The 21175-nt window shown below is 43.8% G+C and carries 21 protein-coding genes; 19 read left to right on the top strand and 2 right to left on the bottom strand.

Annotated features, from left to right (window positions below; all coding sequences use genetic code 11):
* The first annotated feature begins 1 nt into the window (after nucleotide 1).
* Genes G5B11_RS14095 through G5B11_RS14085 form a run of 3 tightly spaced genes read left to right on the top strand, consistent with a single transcriptional unit; the run spans nucleotide 2 to nucleotide 3160 of the window.
* Nucleotides 2–577, top strand: coding sequence for an indolepyruvate oxidoreductase subunit beta (locus G5B11_RS14095; RefSeq protein WP_158421163.1), 576 nt, complete (start codon nucleotides 2–4; stop codon nucleotides 575–577).
* A 2-nt stretch (nucleotides 578–579) separates the two neighbouring features.
* Nucleotides 580–1770, top strand: a complete 1191-nt coding sequence (locus tag G5B11_RS14090; protein ID WP_173728757.1) for a pyridoxal phosphate-dependent aminotransferase — start codon at nucleotides 580–582, stop codon at nucleotides 1768–1770.
* Nucleotides 1763–3160, top strand: a complete 1398-nt coding sequence (locus G5B11_RS14085) for an MATE family efflux transporter (RefSeq protein ID WP_244093022.1) — start codon at nucleotides 1763–1765, stop codon at nucleotides 3158–3160. Before G5B11_RS14090 ends, G5B11_RS14085 begins: the two co-directional genes overlap by 8 nt.
* A 162-nt stretch (nucleotides 3161–3322) precedes the next feature.
* Here G5B11_RS14085 and typA read toward each other — a convergent pair whose 3' ends face one another.
* Nucleotides 3323–5155 (bottom strand): translational GTPase TypA, encoded by a 1833-nt coding sequence (typA, locus tag G5B11_RS14080; protein WP_158421161.1) that lies wholly within the window; start codon nucleotides 5153–5155, stop codon nucleotides 3323–3325.
* 225 nt (nucleotides 5156–5380) lie between these two features.
* On the opposite strand from typA, the gene G5B11_RS14075 reads away from it, so the two are divergent.
* The 15 genes from G5B11_RS14075 to hpf all read left to right on the top strand — a co-directional run bounded on the left by G5B11_RS14075 (nucleotide 5381) and on the right by hpf (nucleotide 20462).
* Nucleotides 5381–6007, top strand: coding sequence for a single-stranded DNA-binding protein (locus tag G5B11_RS14075; protein WP_158421160.1), 627 nt, complete (start codon nucleotides 5381–5383; stop codon nucleotides 6005–6007).
* Between the two features lie 188 nt (nucleotides 6008–6195).
* Nucleotides 6196–6687: a cob(I)yrinic acid a,c-diamide adenosyltransferase gene (locus G5B11_RS14070; RefSeq protein WP_158421159.1), complete on the top strand. Its 492-nt coding sequence runs from the start codon at nucleotides 6196–6198 to the stop codon at nucleotides 6685–6687.
* 176 nt (nucleotides 6688–6863) lie between these two features.
* A complete protein-coding gene (gene dapA, locus G5B11_RS14065) occupies nucleotides 6864–7757 on the top strand; it encodes a 4-hydroxy-tetrahydrodipicolinate synthase (protein WP_173728755.1) in 894 nt (297 codons plus the stop codon).
* A gap of 18 nt (nucleotides 7758–7775) precedes the next feature.
* Nucleotides 7776–8531: a 4-hydroxy-tetrahydrodipicolinate reductase gene (dapB, locus tag G5B11_RS14060; RefSeq protein ID WP_173728753.1), complete on the top strand. Its 756-nt coding sequence runs from the start codon at nucleotides 7776–7778 to the stop codon at nucleotides 8529–8531.
* A 304-nt stretch (nucleotides 8532–8835) separates the two neighbouring features.
* On the top strand, nucleotides 8836–9831 hold the full coding sequence (locus G5B11_RS14055; RefSeq protein ID WP_173728751.1) for a BMP family ABC transporter substrate-binding protein: 996 nt from the start codon (nucleotides 8836–8838) through the stop codon (nucleotides 9829–9831).
* 242 nt (nucleotides 9832–10073) lie between these two features.
* Entirely contained in the window at nucleotides 10074–11600 is a 1527-nt protein-coding gene (locus G5B11_RS14050; RefSeq protein WP_173728749.1) for an ABC transporter ATP-binding protein, read from the top strand.
* Nucleotides 11597–12667, top strand: a complete 1071-nt coding sequence (locus tag G5B11_RS14045; protein WP_158421154.1) for an ABC transporter permease — start codon at nucleotides 11597–11599, stop codon at nucleotides 12665–12667. The genes G5B11_RS14050 and G5B11_RS14045 overlap by 4 nt, the downstream gene beginning before the upstream one ends.
* Nucleotide 12668: 1 nt before the next feature.
* On the top strand, nucleotides 12669–13589 hold the full coding sequence (locus tag G5B11_RS14040) for an ABC transporter permease (RefSeq protein ID WP_158421153.1): 921 nt from the start codon (nucleotides 12669–12671) through the stop codon (nucleotides 13587–13589).
* Nucleotides 13590–15203 carry an N-acyl-D-amino-acid deacylase family protein gene (locus G5B11_RS14035; protein WP_173728747.1) on the top strand — a complete coding sequence of 538 codons (1614 nt, stop codon included), beginning with the start codon at nucleotides 13590–13592 and terminating at the stop codon, nucleotides 15201–15203.
* 165 nt (nucleotides 15204–15368) lie between these two features.
* Nucleotides 15369–15833, top strand: a complete 465-nt coding sequence (locus G5B11_RS14030; protein ID WP_173728745.1) for a hypothetical protein — start codon at nucleotides 15369–15371, stop codon at nucleotides 15831–15833.
* 411 nt (nucleotides 15834–16244) lie between these two features.
* The gene (locus G5B11_RS14025; RefSeq protein WP_173728743.1) at nucleotides 16245–16460 is read left to right on the top strand and encodes a helix-turn-helix domain-containing protein; all 216 of its coding nucleotides are present in this window, start codon (nucleotides 16245–16247) and stop codon (nucleotides 16458–16460) included.
* Between the two features lies 1 nt (nucleotide 16461).
* Entirely contained in the window at nucleotides 16462–16920 is a 459-nt protein-coding gene (locus G5B11_RS14020; protein WP_244093021.1) for a DEAD/DEAH box helicase family protein, read from the top strand.
* Between the two features lie 292 nt (nucleotides 16921–17212).
* The gene (locus G5B11_RS14015) at nucleotides 17213–18730 is read left to right on the top strand and encodes an RNA-binding domain-containing protein (RefSeq protein ID WP_173728741.1); all 1518 of its coding nucleotides are present in this window, start codon (nucleotides 17213–17215) and stop codon (nucleotides 18728–18730) included.
* A 325-nt stretch (nucleotides 18731–19055) separates the two neighbouring features.
* Nucleotides 19056–19817 carry a phosphoribosylformimino-5-aminoimidazole carboxamide ribotide isomerase gene (hisA, locus tag G5B11_RS14010; protein WP_173728739.1) on the top strand — a complete coding sequence of 254 codons (762 nt, stop codon included), beginning with the start codon at nucleotides 19056–19058 and terminating at the stop codon, nucleotides 19815–19817.
* 117 nt (nucleotides 19818–19934) lie between these two features.
* Nucleotides 19935–20462: a ribosome hibernation-promoting factor, HPF/YfiA family gene (gene hpf / locus G5B11_RS14005; protein ID WP_158421147.1), complete on the top strand. Its 528-nt coding sequence runs from the start codon at nucleotides 19935–19937 to the stop codon at nucleotides 20460–20462.
* 75 nt (nucleotides 20463–20537) lie between these two features.
* Here the strand turns inward: hpf and G5B11_RS14000 are convergent, their stop codons facing one another.
* Nucleotides 20538–20930, bottom strand: a complete 393-nt coding sequence (locus G5B11_RS14000; protein WP_173728737.1) for a PIN domain-containing protein — start codon at nucleotides 20928–20930, stop codon at nucleotides 20538–20540.
* Between the two features lie 97 nt (nucleotides 20931–21027).
* On the opposite strand from G5B11_RS14000, the gene G5B11_RS19620 reads away from it, so the two are divergent.
* The coding region (locus G5B11_RS19620) for a transposase (RefSeq protein WP_173728735.1) at nucleotides 21028–21175 on the top strand (148 nt) is incomplete at its 3' end.

Raw genomic sequence — 21175 nt, 5'->3', positions numbered from 1 at the left:
CATGACAAAAAGCATTTTATTAGTAGGTGTAGGTGGTCAGGGAACCATCCTTGCCAGCAAGATTCTCACAACAGGTCTGATGGAGGCCGGATATGATGTAAAAATGAGCGAGATCCACGGCATGTCCCAGAGAGGTGGAAGCGTTTCTTCACAGGTGCGTTATGGAGAAAAGGTAATGTCTCCGGTTATCGAAAAAGGAAAGGCTGATATTATCGTTTCCTTCGAGAAAATGGAAGCATTGCGTGCACTGGATTATCTGAAACCAGATGGAGTACTTGTAGTAAATAACGAAGAGATCCCATCCATGTCTGTGATCACAGGAGAAGAGGAATATCCGGAGGATGTACTGGAAGAAATCCAGAAGCATGTAAAGGCAAAGGTGATCGATGCTACCCGCCTTGCAGGAGAGCTTGGTAATGAAAAGGCTGCCAATATGATCCTTCTGGGAACCATCATCCGTGCAATGGGGCTGGAGCATATCCACTGGGAGCAGATCCTGGAGGCCAATATTAAGCCGCAGTTCCTGGAATTAAATAAAAAAGCATTGAAAAAAGGAATTTCACTGATAGGAGATTAACCATGATTGCAGAAAAAATGAAACCTTACGTTAAAAACAATTCTGCCATCCGTATGATGTTTGAAGAAGGAAACCGTTTGAGAGGGATTTACGGTGCAGAGAATGTTTTTGATTTCAGCCTTGGCAATCCAAGCGTACCGGCACCGGACTGTGTACGCCAGGCCATCATTGAACTGGTAAATGATACAGAGCCTACTGTACTTCACGGCTATATGAGCAATGCAGGCTTTGAGGATGTGCGTCAGGCAATTGCAGATTCCCTGAACCGCCGTTTTGGTACAGCTTTTGGCGCAAAGAATCTGATCATGACAGTTGGCGCTGCCAGCGGTCTGAATGTAGCCCTTAAGACTATTCTGAACCCTGGAGAAGAAGTGATCGTATTTGCACCGTATTTCCTGGAATATGGTGCATATTTAAAGAACTACGACGGAAAGCTGGTGGAAATCTCACCGGATACTGCTACCTTCCAGCCTAATCTTCAGGAATTTGAAGAGAAGATCACTCCCAACACCAGGGCGGTGATCGTAAATACTCCACATAATCCTACGGGTGTTGTTTATTCTGAGGAGACCATCAAGAAGCTGGCTGCCATCATGGAAGCAAAGCAGAAGGAATATGGTACAGTGATCTATCTTATTTCTGATGAGCCATACAGAGAACTGGCTTATGATGGGGTACAGGTTCCGTATCTGACCAAATACTATGATAATACTATTGTAGGATATTCCTACAGCAAGTCACTTTCCCTTCCAGGAGAGCGTATTGGCTATCTGGTGATTCCGGATGAAGCGGACGGAAGCCAGGAGATGATCACTGCAGCGGCCATTGCCAACCGTACCATCGGCAGTGTGAATGCACCATCCCTGATCCAGAAGGTGATCGCCAAATGTGTGGATGCAGAGGTAGATGTGGCTGCTTATGACAAGAACAGACTGGCTCTTTATAATGGGCTGAAGGATCTGGGCTTTGAGTGCATCAAACCGGAAGGTGCTTTTTATCTCTTTGTAAAGTCACCGGTTGCAGATGAGAAGGAGTTTTGTGAAGCCGGTAAGAAATACAATATCCTGATGGTTCCAGGCAGCTCTTTTGCCTGCCCAGGATATGTACGTCTGGCATACTGTGTATCTTATGATACCATTATCAATTCCCTGCCTCAGTTTGCAAAGCTGGCAAAGGAGTTTGAAATTGCCTGATACCATGATCACCAAAAAGAAAAAGAAGGCACACATAAACGATCTTGGTAAAGATCCTGTGCCTGAACTGGTGCTGCGCCTGGCTCTTCCCACTATGCTTGCCCAGCTGGTAAGCGTGCTTTATTCCGTTGTAGACCGTATGTACATTGGAATGGGTGTGGGTAGCCTGGCCCTGGCCGGAGCAGGTGTGTGCGCTCCAATCGTTACATTATTGTCCTCCTTTGGCACCCTTGTGGGCCTGGGAGGATCTCCTTTAATGGCTATGCGTATGGGAGAGGGGAATACAAAAGAAGCAAAAAAGATCATGAATAATGGATTCATGATGCTTACTGCACTGTCAGCAATTCTTACCATCGTCTTTCTTCTATCAAAGGAAAAGCTGATCCTTTGGTTTGGAGCCAGCAATGCCACTTTTCAATATGCGGATACCTACCTGACCATTTACACGGCGGGTACTTTTTTTGCCCTGATGGCCTGTGGCATGAACAGCTATCTGATCGGACAGGGGTTCTCCGGCCTTGGGATGGGAACAGTGATCCTTGGTGCAATTCTGAATATTGCCCTGGATCCGGTGTTCATCTTTGTATTCCACATGGGTGTGGCAGGGGCTGCGGCTGCTACCGTGATCTCCCAGATGGCATCCTGCGTGGCTGTACTTCTTTTTCTGCACAGCAAAAAGATGCCGGTACGTCTTGGCTGGGGAGGATTTTCCTGGAAAACCGTGAAAAGGATCCTTGCTTTCGGGATGTCCCCATTTTTGATCATTGCTTTTGACAGCGTGATCCTGATCGTATTAAATACAGTGCTTCAGCGTTATGGAGGGGGAAAAGAAGGGGACATTCTTGTAACCTGTGCCACCATCGTACAAAGCTATATGCTTCTGATCACCATGCCTCTGGGCGGAATTACTCTTGGGTGCCAGCCTGTGATCAGCTATAATTACGGAAGCGGGGATGGAGAGCGGGTAAAGAAGGCAATGAAGTGTATTGTTGGGCTGTGTCTGCTTTTTTGCGGACTGATGACGATTGTAACCTTTACTGTATCCCCGCTATATGTTTCACTTTTTACCAGAGATGAAATGCTCCTGAACAGATCTGTACGATACATCCGGATTTTTACAGCCATGATCATACCATTGGCTGTACAGTATCCTTTGGTAGATGAATCTACAGCTCTGGGGCAGGTGCGGCTTGCACTGTTCTGCTCTATGTTCCGTAAAACTTTATTCTTAGGTGTGCTTCTGATCTTTCCGGCGGTGATCGCTGCAGATGCAGCTTTCCTTTCAGAGCCGCTGGCAGATGTGATCAGTGCCACAGTGACTACCTGTCTGTTTCTTCATTTCTTTCCAAGGATCCTTGCGCGGCGAAGAGAAGAACTGGAAAAAGAATAAGTAAAAAATACCCTGTACCTTCCGTGAAAGATCATGCGGAAAGCACAGGGTATTTTATAATCAAGAATGCCTCGGCATTCTTGCTGCGAGGTGCGCGTCATGCAATTGCATGATATACTACATCCGGACAAAACCTTAGCGGCAGGCCTTGGGGATGTAAAATCAGTTTTTCTTAAAGGCAGCTCTTTTACGATCCCTTGCATCAAGGATCCTTTTGCGGATACGAAGGCTTTTTGGTGTTACCTCCAGAAGCTCATCCGTATCAATAAATTCAATTGCCTGCTCCAGACTGAGTATCTTAGGTGGAGTCAGCTTTAATGCTTCGTCAGCGGAAGAGGAACGTGTGTTGGTAAGATGCTTTGTTTTGCATACATTCAGTTCAATATCCTCTGCTTTACCATTTTGTCCGATGACCATACCACTATAAACCTTCTGGCCAGGTCCGATAAATAAGGTACCACGCTCCTGGGCAGCGAAAAGACCGTAAGTCACAGATTCTCCAGCCTCGAATGCGATCAGGGAACCCTGTTTTCTGTATGGGAAATCTCCCTTGTAAGGCGCATAACCATCAAACTCCGTATTGATCACACCGGTTCCCTTGGTAGAAGTAAGGAAATCACCACGGAAGCCGATCATACCTCTGGAAGGGATATGGAACTCAAGACGGACAGAGCCATCACTGGCAGTACTCATGCCCTGCAGTTCTCCTTTACGCTCGCTTAACTTCTGGATCACAGTTCCGGAAAACTCCTCAGGAACATCTACATATGCGATCTCCATTGGCTCCAATTTCTTGCCGCGTTCATCATAGTGATACAGAACCTCCGGCTTGCTCACTGCAAACTCAAAACCTTCACGACGCATATTCTCGATCAGTACAGAAAGGTGAAGCTCACCACGGCCGGAAACCTTAAAACACTCTGTGGTTTCAGTATCCTCTACACGCAGGCTCACATCTGTATTCAGCTCTTTGTAAAGACGGTCACGAAGATGTCTGGAAGTAATATATTTTCCTTCCTGGCCGGCTAAAGGACTGTCATTTACCAGGAAATTCATGGCAATGGTAGGCTCAGAAATCTTCTGGAAGGGGATTGCTTCCGGATTCTCACCACCGCACAGGGTATCACCGATATGAATCTGTGCAATGCCGGAGATAGCAACAATAGAACCAATGGAAGCTTCTTTTACTTCCACCTTATTCAGACCGTCAAATTCATACAGCTTGCTGATTTTTACCTTCTGGCGCTTGTCAGGATCATGGTGGTTCAAAAGAGTAAGCTCCTGATTTACGGCGATGGAGCCATTTTCAACCTTACCTACGCCGATACGGCCTACATATTCATTGTAGTCAATAGTGCTGATCAGTACCTGGGTGTCTGCATCCGGATCACCTTCCGGTGCAGGGATGTATTTCAGAATAGCTTCAAATAAAGGCTCCATGTTTTCCGGTGTGTCCTTCAGATCCAAAACTGCATGACCTGTCTTGGCTGAAGCATAAAGGAACGGGCAGTCCAGCTGCTCATCAGAAGCACCCAGATCCATGAGCAGTTCCAGTACCTCATCAACAACTTCATCCGGTCTTGCTTCTGGTCTGTCGATCTTGTTGATGCAGACGATCACGTGCAGATCCAGTTCCAGAGCTTTTCTTAAAACAAATTTGGTCTGGGGCATAGCACCCTCAAAGGCATCAACCAGGAGGATGACGCCGTCTACCATTTTAAGCACACGTTCTACTTCACCGCCGAAATCAGCATGTCCAGGTGTGTCAATAATATTAATCTTAACACCTTTGTAATGAACAGCAGTATTCTTGGAGAGGATAGTGATACCACGCTCTCTTTCAATATCATTGGAGTCCATGACACGCTCCTGAACTTCCTGATTTGCACGGAAAACGCCGCTTTGTTTCAAAAGCTGGTCCACAAGTGTGGTTTTCCCATGGTCAACGTGGGCAATAATGGCTACATTGCGTACATCTTCGCGTTTGGTCTTCATAAAATCGAATTCCTTTCTTTCTATTCTTTCTATATTAATGTGTTTCATTCTCATAAGTTGTCCGATTTTTCAGTTTACCACATTTTTCGCAGATTACAAGGTGTTGGAATGATTTTTTTGATTTTCCTGATTTTTTGGTTCTAAAAAAGATCTTATCTACATACATAATATAGACCCGCCCAAGAGGGCAGCAACACGCAAAGTGAAGGGAAGGAGAGCTACATTATGGCAGATAAAATTATTGAAAACAATCAGGTGTGGATCATTGGGAAGATCGCAACAGGTTTTACCTTCAGTCACCAGGTTTTCGGAGAAGGTTTTTATACCATGGAGCTGCTAGTGAAAAGATTGAGTAATTCAGAGGACAGGATTCCGGTAATGATTTCGGAAAGACTGGTGGATGTAACCCAGGACTATGTGGGGGAATACATAGAGATCCATGGACAGTTCCGGTCCTATAACCGACACGAAGAAAAACATAATCGGCTGGTATTGTCTGTTTTTGTAAGAGAACTGAGATTTGTGGAGGAAGATGATGAGGCTGATCCGGTCAATCAGATATTTCTGGACGGCTATATCTGTAAGCCGCCTGTTTATAGAAAAACCCCTCTTGGAAGGGAAATCGCAGATATTTTACTGGCTGTAAACAGACCTTATGGTAAATCAGATTATATCCCCTGTATTTGCTGGGGAAGAAATGCAAGATACGCTTCTGCCTTTGAAGTGGGCGGTCATGTACTGATCTGGGGCAGGATACAGAGCAGGGAATATATGAAGCGCATCGGGGAAAACGAAACAGAAAAGCGGACTGCCTATGAAATATCTGTAAGCAAGCTAGAGTACATAGAATGATATGCTGCCTAAGTAAAATGATCATCGGTCATGCTGGGCTTGCAATTCTGGCGAAACTGAGGTAATATAAGGATATTATTTGAAAATGGCGTAGTTTGCGCCTGTATTTTACAGCAGCAAAATGTCACTGACCGGCAGCTTTTTCTGACAGGGAAATCCAGCTGGACGCAGCGTCGAGAGGAAATATTATGGAAAGAGAATTAACAGAGGTTTACTGTGGAAGTGGCCGGGGAAAGACTACTCTGGCAATGGGACAGAGCCTGCGGGCATCCACTCAGGGCAAAAGTGTGATCATCATACAGTTCCTGAAGGGAAATGAACGCCGGGAACTGGATTTTCTGGAAGAACTGGATGAACTGGATATTAAGATTTTTCGCTTCGAGAAAATGGAAACCTGCTATGAGGAGCTGACAGAACAGGAGAAGTCAGAGGAGAAACGCAATATTCTGAATGGACTGAATTTCTCCAGGAAGGTAGTTGCCACCCAGGAATGTGATTTCCTTGTACTGGATGAGATCCTGGGGCTTCTGGACAATGGGATCGCTACATTGGATATGATCACAGACATTCTCAAACTGAAGAATGAATCTATGCATGTAGTGCTGACAGGAAGGATGATGCCGGATTCATTAAGACCCTATGTGGACAGTGTAACCACTCTGACAACAGAAATGATCTGACAACAGAAACAATCTGACGGAGGGAAGAGCTGCATGAATGCAGGATTCCCTGATTTACGCGAGCAACGAGCCAAAGTCCGTGCTTGCACGAGACCTTGGCGACTGCCGCGATAACTTGAGAAACTCGCGGAGCGTGTTTCTCATAGTTTATACAAAGAAGATAAGGAGGAAGATTAATGGCAATTTTTAAGGGTGCTGGTGTTGCAATTGTAACTCCAATGTATGAGGATGGAAAGGTAAACTATGATAAGCTGGAAGAACTTTTAGAACAGCAGATCGCAGGCGGCACAGATGCAGTGATCATCTGTGGGACAACAGGTGAGTCTTCCACCATGACACATGGAGAGCACTTAAAGACCATCAAGTTTGCTATCGACAAAGTGGCAGGACGTATTCCGGTGATCGCAGGTACTGGCTCCAACTGTACAGAGACTGCCATTATGCTGTCCAAGGAGGCTGCTTCCTATGGAGCTGACGGACTTCTGCTTGTAACACCTTATTACAATAAGACTACACAGAAAGGGCTGATCAGGCATTATACAGCCATTGCCAATGAAGTGCCGGATACACCGATCATTCTTTATAATGTACCAAGCCGTACAGGATGTAATCTTGCACCGGCTACTGTTGTTTCTCTTGCAAAGAATGTTAAGAATATTGTTGGTATCAAGGCTGCCAGCGGAGATCTGTCCCAGATTGCCAAGATGATGTCAATGGCAGATGGATGTATTGACCTTTATTCAGGCAATGATGACCAGGTACTTCCGATCCTTTCACTTGGCGGAGTGGGTGTGATCTCTGTGTTATCCAATGTAGCACCAAGGCAGACTCATGATATGGTTGCTAAGTTCCTTGAAGGAGATGTAAAAGGAGCTGCTAAGATCCAGCTGGATGCTATACCGCTGATCAATGCGCTGTTCTGTGAGGTGAATCCTATCCCTGTCAAGACAGCACTGAATCTTATGGGCATGCAGGTAGGACCTACTCGTATGCCATTATGCGAAATGGAGCCTGAAAATGAGGCACGTCTTGCAAAAGCAATGAAGGATTTTGGGATTAAGCTTGCATAAGACAGAAAGGGATTACAGATGGTAAAGATTATTATGCATGGCTGCAATGGACATATGGGACAGGTAATTTCCTCTTTAGTAGAGAAAGATCCTAATGCACAGATCGTTGCAGGCATTGATATTGCAGATAATGGGAATAACAGTTATCCGGTTTTTACAGACATGGAAGCATGTGATACACCGGCGGATGTATTGATCGATTTCTCCTCTCCAAAGGCAGCAGATCAGCTGATGGACTACTGTGTACGCCGCAGTCTGCCACTGGTACTTTGCACCACAGGCCTTAGTGAAGCACAGCTTGCAAAGGTGGAAGAAACATCGGGCAGGATCCCGGTTCTTCGTTCTGCCAACATGTCTCTTGGGATCAATACCCTGCTGAAGCTGATCCAGGATGCAGCTAAGATCCTTGCAACTGCAGGTTTTGATATGGAGATCGTAGAGAGGCATCACAATCTGAAGCTTGATGCGCCCAGTGGTACTGCTCTTGCTCTTGCGGATAGTCTGAATGAGGCCATGGACGGAGAGTATCATTATGTATACGACCGCAGCCAGCGCAGAGAGTTAAGGGATCCAAAGGAGATCGGCATCTCCGCTGTACGCGGCGGTACCATTGTAGGAGATCATGAAGTGATCTTTGCAGGACCGGACGAAGTGATCGAGTTTAAGCACACTGCATACTCCAAGGCTGTATTCGGTAAGGGTGCTGTAGAAGCAGCCAAATTCCTTGCAGGCAAGCCGGCTGGGAAGTATGATATGAGTGATGTGATCGGATAATTCAAAATAGGATTTACAATCCTAAACAAACCTGCTATAATGTGCGGGAAGATAGCAAAGGAGCGAGTCCACAGAGGGCTTGTTCCTTTTTTTTTCTTTAGAAGACGCTTTTTATTTGAGAAAATTATACGATTTAACAACAAAAGACATGTAGAAATCAAACATGCCTGGTAAAATGCTGAAAAAAATTGTATAAACCAAAAAAAAATTATTTATTTTACATAAATAACATTGTATTCACAGTTTGAATGTGCTATACTGAAGCTAACAAATGAACAACAGTCAGAAAAAGGAGGAATTTAACATGAAGAAGTCATTCGTTGCAGCATTATTATGTGGAGCACTGACAGTTGCTGCTGTGCCGGCAGTACCGGTTATGGCTGATGAGCCGGATTACGCATCTATGAAGATCGTACTGATCCTTCCGGGAAGCATTGATGACCAGAGCTGGAATGCCAGCAATAATGCAGGAGCAAAGGCCTGCGATGAACAGCTGGGCACATCCATCGAAGTTGTAGAGTCTGTTCCGGTAGAAGAGTTTGAATCCACCTTTACTGAGTATGGTGAGAAAGGATACGATCTGATCCTGTCTGCAGGAAGCCAGTTTGACGAGGCTTGTGCAGCAGTTGCACCACAGTATCCGGACTCCATATATACAGTGATCAACGGCCAGATCAGTGATACAGACAATATGGTTCCTGTATTCCCCAAGGAGTATGAGGGATCTTATCTTGCAGGTATTATGGCAGGCTACGCTACAGAGAACGGAAACTTTGCAGTCATGGGCGGCGAGTCCAATGCTCCTATGGTGAAGCTGATGGATACTTATGATGCAGCAGCCGAGTCTGTATGTGAGGAGAGAGGCCTTGATTTTACCACTGCACGTTCTTTCGTAAACAGCTGGACAGATGTTTCCGCAACAAAGGACATGGCAGCACAGATGATGGACAATGGCGCTGACACCGTATTCTGCTATTCTAATGAGGGTGCTTCCGGTGCTGTTCAGGCAGCAGAAGAAAAAGAAGGCAAGTTTGTTGCTTTTGCAGCAGATAAGAATGATGAGAGCAGCTGCGTATACGGTTCTGTTCCGATGAACTGGGCAAATGTATATCCGTGGATCATCCAGGGTGTTGCAAAGGGTGAGCTGAAGGGTGCACAGGAAGTTGGCGTTGCTGAAGGCGTATTTGAAGCGAAATATTCAGATGCATGCTCTGATGAGTGCAAAGCTGCTGTTGATCAGGCAATCAAAGATATCACAGACGGAAAGATCGATTTCACACAGTATTTTTCCGAGAAATAAGTAAAAGATCGTAATGATTCAGCAGGTAGTATCCTGCGGGAACAGTTACAAAAGATCTTCCGAAGGGGCTGTTGCGTGGGATTGTGCAGCAGTCCCTTTTGGTACATCAGCTGGGAGTCAATCCCCCAGCTGATATAGCCTCCGGCAGGATTGCAGAGGTGCGCAGGAGAAGTATGTCATGCAATTGCATGACGCGCACCTCGCAGCAAGAATGCCGAGGCATTCTTGAACAGGAGGCAGATATGAGTGAAGCGGTTATTGAGTTAAAGCACATAACGAAACGGTTTGCCAAGGTACTGGCAAATGATGACGTTTCCATTACAGTCCATAAAGGAGAAGTGGTGGCTCTTCTTGGGGAGAACGGGGCAGGTAAAAGTACGATCATGAAAATCCTCTACGGCCTTTATCATGCTACCTCCGGTGAGATATGGATCGATGGAAAGGAACACAAAATAGCATCCCCCAAAGAAGCAATGGCACTGGGGATCTCCATGATCCAGCAGCATTTTTCACTGGTGCCGGCACATACGGTAACAGAAAATATCATTCTTGGCAATTGCAAAGGTAGGGTGGATATCAAGGCCAAAGAAAAGGAGATAGAGGCACTGGCAAAGCAGTACGGGTTTGATGTGCCTGCCGGAGAATATATCAAGAATCTTTCAGTAGGCACCCAGCAGAAGGTAGAGATCCTGAAAGCTCTTTATCTGAATGCAAGGATCCTGATCATGGATGAGCCTACTGCAGTTCTTACTCCACAGGAGATTGATACATTGATGGCCTTTGTGAAAAATTATGTGTCAAAAGGCAATTCTGTTGTCTTTATCACACATAAGATGAAAGAAGTCATGCAGGTGTCAGACACCATTGTGGTTATGCGAAACGGTAAGATCTGCGGAACCGTAAAAAGAGAAGATACCAATGAAAAAGAACTGGCACATATGATGATCGGTCATGATCTGGAAACCTTGCAGGCACCGGGAGGAGATGATCCGGAAAAGAAAAAGAAACGGCTGATCGTGGAAGATCTGACCATTCAGAAAAAGGATAGTGCACCAGTGCTGGATCATATTAACCTTACAGTCCATGAAGGAGAGATTCTTGGGATTGCCGGTGTTTCCGATAATGGGCAGCAGGAGCTGTGTGAGGCACTTTACGGTGCAGAGACCCCTACCCAGGGGAAGATCCTTCTGGACGGCAGGGACATTACAGCCACCAGCGTTAAGGACAGGATCACCATGGGGATGGGATATACAGCATCGGACCGTTACCGTTACGGTATGGTGGCGGAGATGTCCCTGGCAGAGAATATGCTTCTGAAAGCCAGTTATCTGAAAAACTGGGTAAGCCATGGGATCATTAACTGGAAAAAACTGCGCCAGTATACAGAACGTCAGATCAAAGAATACAAGATTAAGGCTCCTGACTGCAATGTAACTGCAGGCAGTCTTTCCGGCGGTAATCAGCAGAAGGTAGTTGTGGCCAGAGAAGTAGATATGGGGAAAAGCCTGGTGATCTTTGACCAGCCGACCAGAGGCCTTGATCTGGGCGCCATCAATTATGTACATAAAACTATTCTGGGAGAGAAAAACAGCGGCAAGTCCGTGATCCTTGTTTCTACAGAACTGTCTGAGATATTTGCACTGTCTGACAGGATTGCAGTTATGTATAAGGGCAGGATCATGGGCATTTACAAAAATGGTGAGCTTACCACAGAGAAGATCGGTCTTCTGATGGCAGGTTATCAGCCGGATAAGGAGGAAGAGGCATGAAACAGAACGGAAAAATAAAGGATTTCCTTTTATGGACGGTGCTGGCCATTGTACTTGGACTGATCGTCAGCTTTGCATTCCTTCCCCTTTTAGGCGTGGATCCTGTGGATTCCCTGAAGATAATGCTTACAGAAACCTTTTCAGATAAGTTTACCATGGGAAATATCCTGATCAAGACTACACCGCTGATCCTTACCAGCCTTGCTTTTGCATTCACCTACAAAGCCAATCTTTATAATATTGGTGCACAGGGGCAGTTTTATGTGGGATGTATTTGTGCAGTGGCAACTACCCTGGCACTGCAGACAAAGCTTCCGGGAGTAGTGGTACTGCTTCTGGCATTTGCGGCAAGTATTCTGGGCGGCGGACTGACTGGGCTTCTCATTGGATTTCTGAAAGCAAAATTTAATGCCAATGAATTTCTGGTAAGTATGATGTCCACGTATGTGGTACAGTACGTGATGCAGCTTCTTCTCCGTACTGCCCTGCAGGAGCCGAAGCACGAATATCTGAAGACTGCTTATATTGACAATTCTGCATGGCTTCCTAAGATTATTCCTGGAACTTCAGTTTCACTTGGGATTGTGATCGCTCTTGCAGCAGCCATTTTCATCTGGTTTATCCTGTATCATACGTCTCTTGGATACAGAGTTCGTGTAACAGGACTGAATCAGGATGCAGCCAGGATGTCGGGTATCAGCCCTAAGAAAATGTGTATGACCGCATTTTTTATCAGTGGTGCTATTGCAGGGCTTGCAGGCTTTACAGAGATCAACGGAATGCAGCATATGCTTCTTACAGGATTTGAGTCAGATATTGGATCTTATGGTATTGGTATTGCCATTATGGCAAGTGCAAACCCCATCGGTGTTATTTTTGCGGCGCTTCTTTTCGGAACTCTTCAGGTAGGCGGTACAGCACTGGGGCATTCCACAGATGCTCCGGCCAGCGTTATTGACGTTATGCTTGGCTTTGTTATGTTGTTTGTGCTGATGTCCTTCTTTGTAAGAAGAAAGCTGGAGATCCGGAAACTGAAACATCAGAAGCTGCAGAAAGGAGAGGCATGATATGCAGGTATTTATTAATTTGATCACCAGAGCATTTTTCATGAGTACACCTTTGATCCTTGGAGCACTGGGAGAAGTTCTGGCAGAGCGTACAGGTATGATGGTTACTGCTGTTGAAGGTATTTTCCTTATTGGTGCATGGGGCGGCTTTATTGGCGCTTATCTTAGCGGAAGCATGCTGGCAGGCTTTCTTCTTGCTATGATTTGTGGTCTTCTTGTGGCGGCTTTATATGGAGTGACTACTGTGTATATGCATCAGCATCAGATCGTTATGGGAACAGCCATCGCCATTTTGATCACCGGGTTCTGTACCTTTTTCTATCGTGTGATTTTTGGCATTCAGACAGTACCTCTTAAGGTAACACCTTTATCAGTAATCAGGATTCCTCTTTTGTCCAGGATCCCTGTGATTGGACAGGTACTGTTTTCACAGAATATTGTTACATATATTACCTATCTTCTGGTTCCTATCGTATTTTTTGTGATCTATAGAACCTCTCTTGGACTTTCCATGAGATCCTGCGGTGAGAATCCGGAGGCTGCAGATGCTGCCGGTATTAATGTTACAAGGACCAGATTCCTGGCCGTGCTTGTAGCCGGATGCATGGGCGGTGTGGCAGGTGCTTACTATTCTCTTTGCAATGTGGGAATGTATACTTCGGAGATCATTGGAGGAAGAGGCTGGATTGCATTTGGTATCTGTTTTCTTGGTAACTGGAATCCGGTTGGGGCTTTGATCTTTGGCATTGTTTTTGGTATTTCCGACGCTTTGGGAACTTATGTAAAAGCTCTTGGCAATGCAGCCATTCCCAGTGAGCTGTTCAGCGCACTTCCATACATCCTTGTGATCGTACTTACAGTATGCAGGAAACAGTTTAACGTGCCGGCAAAGCTTGGCGCTAATTATGTAAAAGAGGACTAAATGACAGAATATATTATCAAAAACGGTTTTATTGTAAATGGTAAAATGGAAAAGCCTTTCCTGGGAACCGTTGTGGTAAAAGATGGAATCATCCTGGAGATTGCTCCTTTTGTGGAGATCCCTTCAGATTTTCCAAAAGACCAGATTCTGGATGCTGCCGGGGGCTATATTACCCCCGGCTTTATTGATATCCACAGACACGGTGACTGGGAAGCCCTTGTAAACGGGGATGACAGGCTTTTGAACAGGCAGGGACTGACTACAGTTGTAAATGGAAACTGCGGCCTTTCTGTAGCACCTGCAGGACAAAGATATGCAAAGGAAATCAGCAGCTTTTTAAGCAGTGTTACCGGAGAGCCAACCGCAGATGTGAAGAGCATGCCGGATATGACTTCTTATATGAAAGCCCTTAAAAAGGCAAAAAGAAGTGTGAATACCGGGATGCTATCTGGCAACGGGACCATCCGGGCTGGAGTGAAGGGCTATGCCCCAGGCCGGCTTACAAATGAGGAACTTCATCAGGTGTGGGCAGTGCTGGAAGAATGCCTGGCTGCAGGCGTACTGGGGGTAAGCATGGGACTTGCCTATGCTCCGGAGTTTGAATACGATCAAAAGGGAGCCGTGCAGGCGCTTTCACCCTTAAAAGGAACACAGATCCCTATTGTTATCCATATCAGAAATGAGGGGGATGGCATCCTTCCGGCTTTGGAAGAGGTGATCGGTATTGCAGAAGAACTTCAGATCCCTCTTCATGTAAGCCATATGAAATGTATTGGCAAGAAGAACTGGGGAGAGACTCCGGTAAAGATCCTGGAGCTTCTGGATCAGGCAGAGCGAAGGGGTGTGAAAGTGGATTTTGACCTGTACCCTTATCTTACAGGTTCTACCCAGCTGGTTCACCTTCTACCTCCCCAAAGCCAGAAAGGCGGAACTGAGGCGATCATCCGCAGGCTGTCAGATCCGGATTACCGAAAAGAACTGACCCGTGTGCTGAAGACTCCTTCTATGGAGTTTGAAAATATTGTGGAGCTGGCTGGCTTTGAAAGGATTTATGCAAGCAGCCTTCATACACCGGAATATGCACCTTATGCCGGTCAGTCTATTGCCAGGATCGGGCAGCAGCTGGGGAAGGATCCTTACGATACCTTGTATGATATCCTGATTGCAGAAAAATGTGAGGTAACTATGTTGGATACCATTGCTTCTGAAGAGGATATGCTTTTATTTTTAAAGGACAGGCGTGCAAATCTGATCTCTGATGCCATTTATCCGGCAGGAGGGAAAAGGCATCCAAGAGTATGTGCTGCATTTCCAAAGCTGCTGACGGATTATGTGCGTGATAAAAAGATATTTACCATTGAGGAAGCAATCTATAAGATGACAGCCAGACCTGCGCAGGTTTATCACATGGACCGTGGGACCCTTCAGGTGGGAATGCCAGCAGATTTATGTGTGTTCCACCTGGAAAATCTGGATACTGCAGCAGATTTTGACAATCCGGACCGGCTGTGCACAGGCTTTGATTATGTGCTTACAGGCGGCCAGATCGTTGTCAGGAAGGATCAGTGGAACAATCCTGGCAGCGGAGAAGTGATCGTAAGAGCTGCAAGATAGCATCCGGAATAGTACCTGATTTCATATTCCTTATTTTTCCAGTATAGGATTTGTAAAAATATACAAAATAACATTACAGTAACGATTCAGCAGGCAGTATCCCGCCAGGGCACTGAAGAGTTACACAGTACAAGTTAAATCCCAAGGAAAAAGGAGATCAGTGGAATGAAAAAAGCTAAAATGATTCTGATGAGTATACTGCTTGTTTTTACATTTTCTATGCTGGCAGGATGTGGCACAAAGAACGGACGTAAGGCAGCAGATGAAACGAAAAAGAGTACGGAGGACAAAGCTGCCGAAGATAATGCCACAGATAAAAAAGATAAGGATAAAAAAACGGAAGATGATGGAAATAGGGACAAAATAGATGACGTAAAGGATAACAAAGAGGAGAATGTGAGGGAGAATAAAGAAGACAATGCACCAGATAATGCACCGGATGATGTAACGGATAATGGACCTGATCAGACAACAGAGAACCAGCAGGATGGAAATATTGATCAGAATAATAATGGGGACGGCACGGTATCCGGTGAGCTTGGGAATGCAGTAAAGGACATCGGAAATGGTGTTGGAGATGCTGTGGAGGATACCGGGGATGCGGTTGGGAATGCAGTGGAAGGCCGGTAGGGGGATTATGTAAAGAGATTCCTGGCACGGCCGGTTGGTATGAAGAACTGTATAGGCGGCAAAAATTATTCTGTTTCTATAGCTGCGAAAGCTTTGCAATGCTATAGAAACAGGATATTTTTTGCCCTTTTGCAGGATGCACATGCAGGCCGTGCCAGCTACAGAACATGTAGAAGTGAGCGTAGAGTAACAGAAAAAGAATATTAAAGAGCGATTGGAAGAGAACAGGCAGGAAGTGAAAAAACAAGAAAAACAACAGAAAGTTAAAAAAATCAATCCAGAGGTATGGAACTATAAGAAAAACAGATGTAGGTGTCGATGAAAATCGCAAGTTCTTGCGAAAAAGATGATGTGATGATATACTTGTTATTAACAGCGTATAAAGCATTAAACAGATGTCAGGAGGCAATCATGGCTGTATCATATGAGCGTTTATGGAAATTGTTAATTGACAGGAAAATAAGTAAAGCAAACTTAAGAAAAGCCTCAGGAATCGCACCTAATACAATGACAAAGCTTCGTCGAAATGAAGAAGTAACACTTACTGTTTTAGGTAAAATATGCAACATTCTGGAGGTTGATTATGGCGATATCATAGAGTATGTAGATAAGGGAGATGAAGAATGATATGACACCGGAAGAAAAAGCGTGTTGCGTGATCGATGATAATCTCCGCCAGTCAGGACGTTATGCAAAGAGTTCTTTCAAATATTTTCTACCTTTAGATGTAAAGGGATTTCGAAAATGTCAGATTAATGCAATCAATAATCTGGAAAAATCGTTTGCAGATAATCGTCCGAAGGCATTAGTACAGATGGCAACAGGAGCGGGAAAGACATTCACAGCAATTACGGCGTCATATCGTTTGCTCAAATATGGGAACATGAAACGCATCTTATTTTTAGTAGATACGAAAGGGCTAGGTGAGCAGGCAGAAAGAGAGTTTCTTGCGTATACACCGAACGATGATCCACGCTCATTTTCGCAGATATATGGAGTACGTAGATTAAAATCCTCTTATATACCGAATGAGGAAGCAATTGTGGATGATAGATGCAGATCTTGCAGATTTTGTAAAATGCTATAATCCAGATTTCAGAAAAAAAGGATTTATTTTACCAATCCGATAGAATGGAAAAAATCATCTACAGGGGATAAAAGCGAAAATTATTTGGAAGATTGGTATACTGACAGGAATAATATCTTAAAGGCATATCAGCTTATAAAACAGCATTGTATGGAAGTGCAAAAACAGTATTGCATACCACAATATATCATGACAGTATATAGTCATTTGTCCAAGTTGAAGAAATTGATTTTGATAAAGTGTGCGCGCCTCAGGCCAGTGTTTAAAAAAGATATAGGAAGGAAGTGACCATATGGCAATACCAACAAGTATTAAAACTCTCTTGTCCGGAGATGTAGTTGAATGGGCGAGAATTGAATTTAAGGAAACCTGGGATGCAGCGGCATCTTTGAAATCTATATGTGCATTTGCAAATGATCTTGACAACTGGGGCGGTGGATATATTGTTATCGGTGTACAGGAAAATAATGGCAGGCCTGTTTTTCCATTAAAGGGAGTTCCGACAGAAAAGCTGGATTCTTATCAGAAAAATATATTTGCAAAATGCAAACTCCTTAGACCGGCTTATACACCGATTATTGGTGTTGAAACATATCAAGACAAGCATTTTATTGTTATATGGTGTCCTGGTGGAGATAACAGACCGTATTCATCACCAAAGACAATGGAAAAAGATAACAAAGAGAGAATACATTATATTCGTAAAGCTTCCAATACTGTAGAACCTTCAGATGATGAAGAAAAAGATTTATTCAATCTGGCAAATAGAGTTCCATTTGATGATAGAGTGAATCATCAGGCAGAATTAGAAGATTTGAATATTACGTTAATTCAGAATTATCTTAAAGAGATAGGTAGTTCGCTGTATGAAAAATCAAAATTGGGAGATTTCACTGAATTATGTAGGGACATGAATATTATCAGTACACTTCCAGAGTATATAAAACCAAAAAACGTAGGATTAATGTTCTTTTGCATGGAACCAGATAAATTTTTTCCGTGTACACAGATTGATATTGTACAATTCCCGGATGGGTTAGGCGGAGACAATATTATCGAAAATACTTTTAAAGGACCGATTCATCAACAACTAAGAGAGGCATTACAGTTTATAAAGAATTCCATCGTAACGAAAAAAATTGTAAAGAGTGCGGATAAGGCAGAGGCAGATTGGGTGTATAATTATCCGTATGCTGCTTTAGAAGAGGCTCTTGCCAATGCTGTTTATCATCGAGGCTACGATATCAGAGAGCCGATAGAGGTAAGAATTGAAAAGGATATGATTGAAATCGTAAGTTTTCCGGGACCAGATCGTTCAGTGACGCAAGAAGGACTAAAACGATATAAGGTTTCTAATCGGAGATATAGAAATCGTCGTATTGGAGATATCCTTAAGGAATTGCATTTGACAGAGGGGAGAAATACTGGATTTGGCAAGATACTGAGAGCCCTTGAAGCGAATGGGTCTCCGAAACCAGAGTTTGAAACAGATGAGGATCATAGCTATTTTATTTCAAGACTATTTGTTCACGAAGCATTTTTGAAAGATGAAGACTCAGAACGTAATCAGAAGGGAGCCGAAAAGGAGCCGAAAAGGAGCCAAAAAAAGGAGCCGAAAAAAAGAGCCGAAAGAAAGCTGGATATATTGCAGAAGTTGGAAGAAAATCCTGAGATAACTCAGGTTAAACTTATGGAAGAGTTTGATTTATCGAGAAAGCAGATTCAGAAGATTATAAAGGATTTGCGTGAGGAGGGACTAGTTGAAAGACAGGGATCCAATAGGAGTGGAAAATGGATTGTAAAGAAATAATAGACAACCTTCTATCTGAATCAAGTCCGATTAGTCAGTTCAAATAAAGCAATTGCGTTGAGGTGAATAAAAACAGTGGCTACATTTTGGCTACAAAAATATTACGGACGATATGGATACCGCATACAAATTATCATGGAATGCGCAAAAAGCGAATTCATAACACACTTTTCTCTACGGCTGGCGGCTTGTGGATGGGCAGGGAGTTGTGTATAATGGGAAAGTGATGGATTCAGGAGAAACAGATAAGGGTTATGGGAAATATATGAGATTCAGGAGAAACAGATAAGGGTTATGGGAAATATATGGGATTCAGGAGGAATATATGAGATTCAGACCTTGTATTGATATACATAATGGGAAAGTTAAGCAGATCGTAGGGGGAAGCCTTCGGGATGTGCAGGATCAGGCGGAAGAGAACTTTGTTTCTGGACAGGATGCTGCTTTTTATGCAGAATTGTACAAAGAAAAAGGACTGAAGAGAGGCCATGTGATACTTCTGAATAGTGGGGATTCTCCGTATTTTCCAGCTACAAAGGAGCAGGCACTGCTTGCACTTAAGGCATATCCGGGAGGACTGCAGATTGGTGGCGGCGTGAACCCTGATAATGCCCAGGAATATCTGCAGGCTGGGGCCAGCCATGTGATCGTAACTTCGTATGTTTTTAAGGATGGGAAGATTTCCTGGGAAAATCTGGAAAAAATTGAAAAAGCTGCAGGCAGGGAGCATTTGGTCATTGATCTTAGCTGCCGGAAAAAGGCAGATGCATATTATGTGATGACAGACCGCTGGCAGAAGTTTACCCAGGTTCCTGTGACTTTGGAACTGATGGAGCGGCTTGGATCTTATTGTGACGAATTTCTTGTACATGCAGTGGATGTAGAAGGCAAGGCAAGTGGGATCGAAACAGAACTTGCTGCTCTTTTGGGAGAATTTCACATGAGACCGGTTACTTATGCAGGAGGGATCGGTTCCCAGCAGGATCTGGATTTATTGGATAAGGCCGGGAAAGGAAACCTGGATTTTACCATTGGTAGTGCATTGGATCTTTTTGGAGGAAGCATTCCTTTTGAAAGATTACTGTGAACGGAATGGACAAGTAACGTAAAACTTGTAAAAAATTCTGAAATTTTAAGAAAAAGATGTTAAAAATGAAAACAATGTGCTATAATATACCCATCAAACAGCAAAGGGGATGGAAGTATGAAATTCATCATCAGCGGTAAAAATATCACAATCACAGAAGGGCTTAGGACTGCAGTTGAGGATAAGCTTGGAAAACTGGAAAGGTATTTCACTCCTGACACCGAAGTTGTCGTAACTTTAAGTGTTGAAAAAGAAAGACAGAAGATCGAAGTCACGATTCCTGTAAAGGGAAGCATCATTCGTTCCGAGCAGGTCAGCAATGATATGTATGTATCCATTGACCTTGTGGAAGAAGTGATCGAGCGTCAGCTTCGGAAATACAAGAATAAAATAGCAGACAAGAAACAGGCAGCAGACAGCTTCCAGAAAGCATACCTTGATAAAGAGTATGAAGAGGATGAGGAAGTTAAGATCATTCGTACCAAGAAGTTTGATATCAAGCCTATGTATCCTGAGGATGCATGTGTGCAGATGGAGCTTCTGGGACATAATTTCTTTGTATTCTGTAATGCAGAGACCGATCAGGTAAATGTAGTCTACAAGCGTAAAGGCAACACTTATGGCCTGATTGAACCAGAGGATTAAACCATAATAGATTCTGAAAAAGCACCCGGGTGAGTTCCTTCCCGGGTGCTTAATTGTTCTTATTCTCTGCCATTGCTATTGGCTTGTTATACTACAAAATTCTTCTGGAGAATATACAGTAAACTTTGCCTTTTTATAGTCTTTAAGATTTCGAGTCACAATACAATCCATTTTTTCTCTGATTCCAGTTTCTATCATTACAGCATCTTCATAATCAGAAATTGTTGATGATAATGCCAAACAGATATCATTAGATGTTGTATCTAAAATTTCGACGATAGAAAAAAGTTTTTCTAATGTTTCTCTTGTTACTGAATCACTATGAGTTATACGATGAATTAAGTAATAAATATCGGTAACAGATTTTGCAGTAATATATCCATTAATCTCCCCAGACCCAGCGAGCATAAAGACTTTTAAAGCACTTTCGGCAAAAGGCTGCCGTTGTTGAATAACTGCGCGTCGCATTCTCGTTACTTCAGTGATGAGTTAGACACGCAATTTTTACAAAAAAATATCCAGAACAAATGTTTACTTAAAGAAATACATATGGTATAATATAGACATGGAAAAAGATATATTTAATATAAATAAAAATCAGCTTTCATATGGTAGAGGATACGTATATTCTCTGCAGTATCATCTGGTCTGGTGTACAAAATACAGGAAGAAAGTATTAAAAGACGGGATCGACCTGGAATGCAAAAAGATGC

The organism is Blautia glucerasea, from assembly GCF_013304385.1.
GTDB classification, from domain to species: domain Bacteria; phylum Bacillota; class Clostridia; order Lachnospirales; family Lachnospiraceae; genus Blautia_A; species Blautia_A ammoniilytica.
This window is presented reverse-complemented; position numbering and strand designations above follow the sequence as displayed.

What these genes read in the sequence shown, in the direction of transcription:
- G5B11_RS14095 (WP_158421163.1), top strand. Translation starts at nt 2, where the DNA reads ATGACAAAAAGCATTTTATTAGTAGGTGTAGGTGGTCAGGGAACCATC.
- G5B11_RS14090 (WP_173728757.1), top strand. Translation starts at nt 580, where the DNA reads ATGATTGCAGAAAAAATGAAACCTTACGTTAAAAACAATTCTGCCATC.
- typA (WP_158421161.1), bottom strand. Translation starts at nt 5,155, where the DNA reads ATGAAGACCAAACGCGAAGATGTACGCAATGTAGCCATTATTGCCCAC.
- G5B11_RS14075 (WP_158421160.1), top strand. Translation starts at nt 5,381, where the DNA reads ATGGCAGATAAAATTATTGAAAACAATCAGGTGTGGATCATTGGGAAG.
- G5B11_RS14070 (WP_158421159.1), top strand. Translation starts at nt 6,196, where the DNA reads ATGGAAAGAGAATTAACAGAGGTTTACTGTGGAAGTGGCCGGGGAAAG.
- dapA (WP_173728755.1), top strand. Translation starts at nt 6,864, where the DNA reads ATGGCAATTTTTAAGGGTGCTGGTGTTGCAATTGTAACTCCAATGTAT.
- dapB (WP_173728753.1), top strand. Translation starts at nt 7,776, where the DNA reads ATGGTAAAGATTATTATGCATGGCTGCAATGGACATATGGGACAGGTA.
- G5B11_RS14055 (WP_173728751.1), top strand. Translation starts at nt 8,836, where the DNA reads ATGAAGAAGTCATTCGTTGCAGCATTATTATGTGGAGCACTGACAGTT.
- G5B11_RS14050 (WP_173728749.1), top strand. Translation starts at nt 10,074, where the DNA reads ATGAGTGAAGCGGTTATTGAGTTAAAGCACATAACGAAACGGTTTGCC.
- G5B11_RS14045 (WP_158421154.1), top strand. Translation starts at nt 11,597, where the DNA reads ATGAAACAGAACGGAAAAATAAAGGATTTCCTTTTATGGACGGTGCTG.
- G5B11_RS14040 (WP_158421153.1), top strand. Translation starts at nt 12,669, where the DNA reads ATGCAGGTATTTATTAATTTGATCACCAGAGCATTTTTCATGAGTACA.
- G5B11_RS14035 (WP_173728747.1), top strand. Translation starts at nt 13,590, where the DNA reads ATGACAGAATATATTATCAAAAACGGTTTTATTGTAAATGGTAAAATG.
- G5B11_RS14030 (WP_173728745.1), top strand. Translation starts at nt 15,369, where the DNA reads ATGAAAAAAGCTAAAATGATTCTGATGAGTATACTGCTTGTTTTTACA.
- G5B11_RS14025 (WP_173728743.1), top strand. Translation starts at nt 16,245, where the DNA reads ATGGCTGTATCATATGAGCGTTTATGGAAATTGTTAATTGACAGGAAA.
- G5B11_RS14020 (WP_244093021.1), top strand. Translation starts at nt 16,462, where the DNA reads ATGACACCGGAAGAAAAAGCGTGTTGCGTGATCGATGATAATCTCCGC.
- G5B11_RS14015 (WP_173728741.1), top strand. Translation starts at nt 17,213, where the DNA reads ATGGCAATACCAACAAGTATTAAAACTCTCTTGTCCGGAGATGTAGTT.
- hisA (WP_173728739.1), top strand. Translation starts at nt 19,056, where the DNA reads ATGAGATTCAGACCTTGTATTGATATACATAATGGGAAAGTTAAGCAG.
- hpf (WP_158421147.1), top strand. Translation starts at nt 19,935, where the DNA reads ATGAAATTCATCATCAGCGGTAAAAATATCACAATCACAGAAGGGCTT.
- G5B11_RS14000 (WP_173728737.1), bottom strand. Translation starts at nt 20,930, where the DNA reads ATGCGACGCGCAGTTATTCAACAACGGCAGCCTTTTGCCGAAAGTGCT.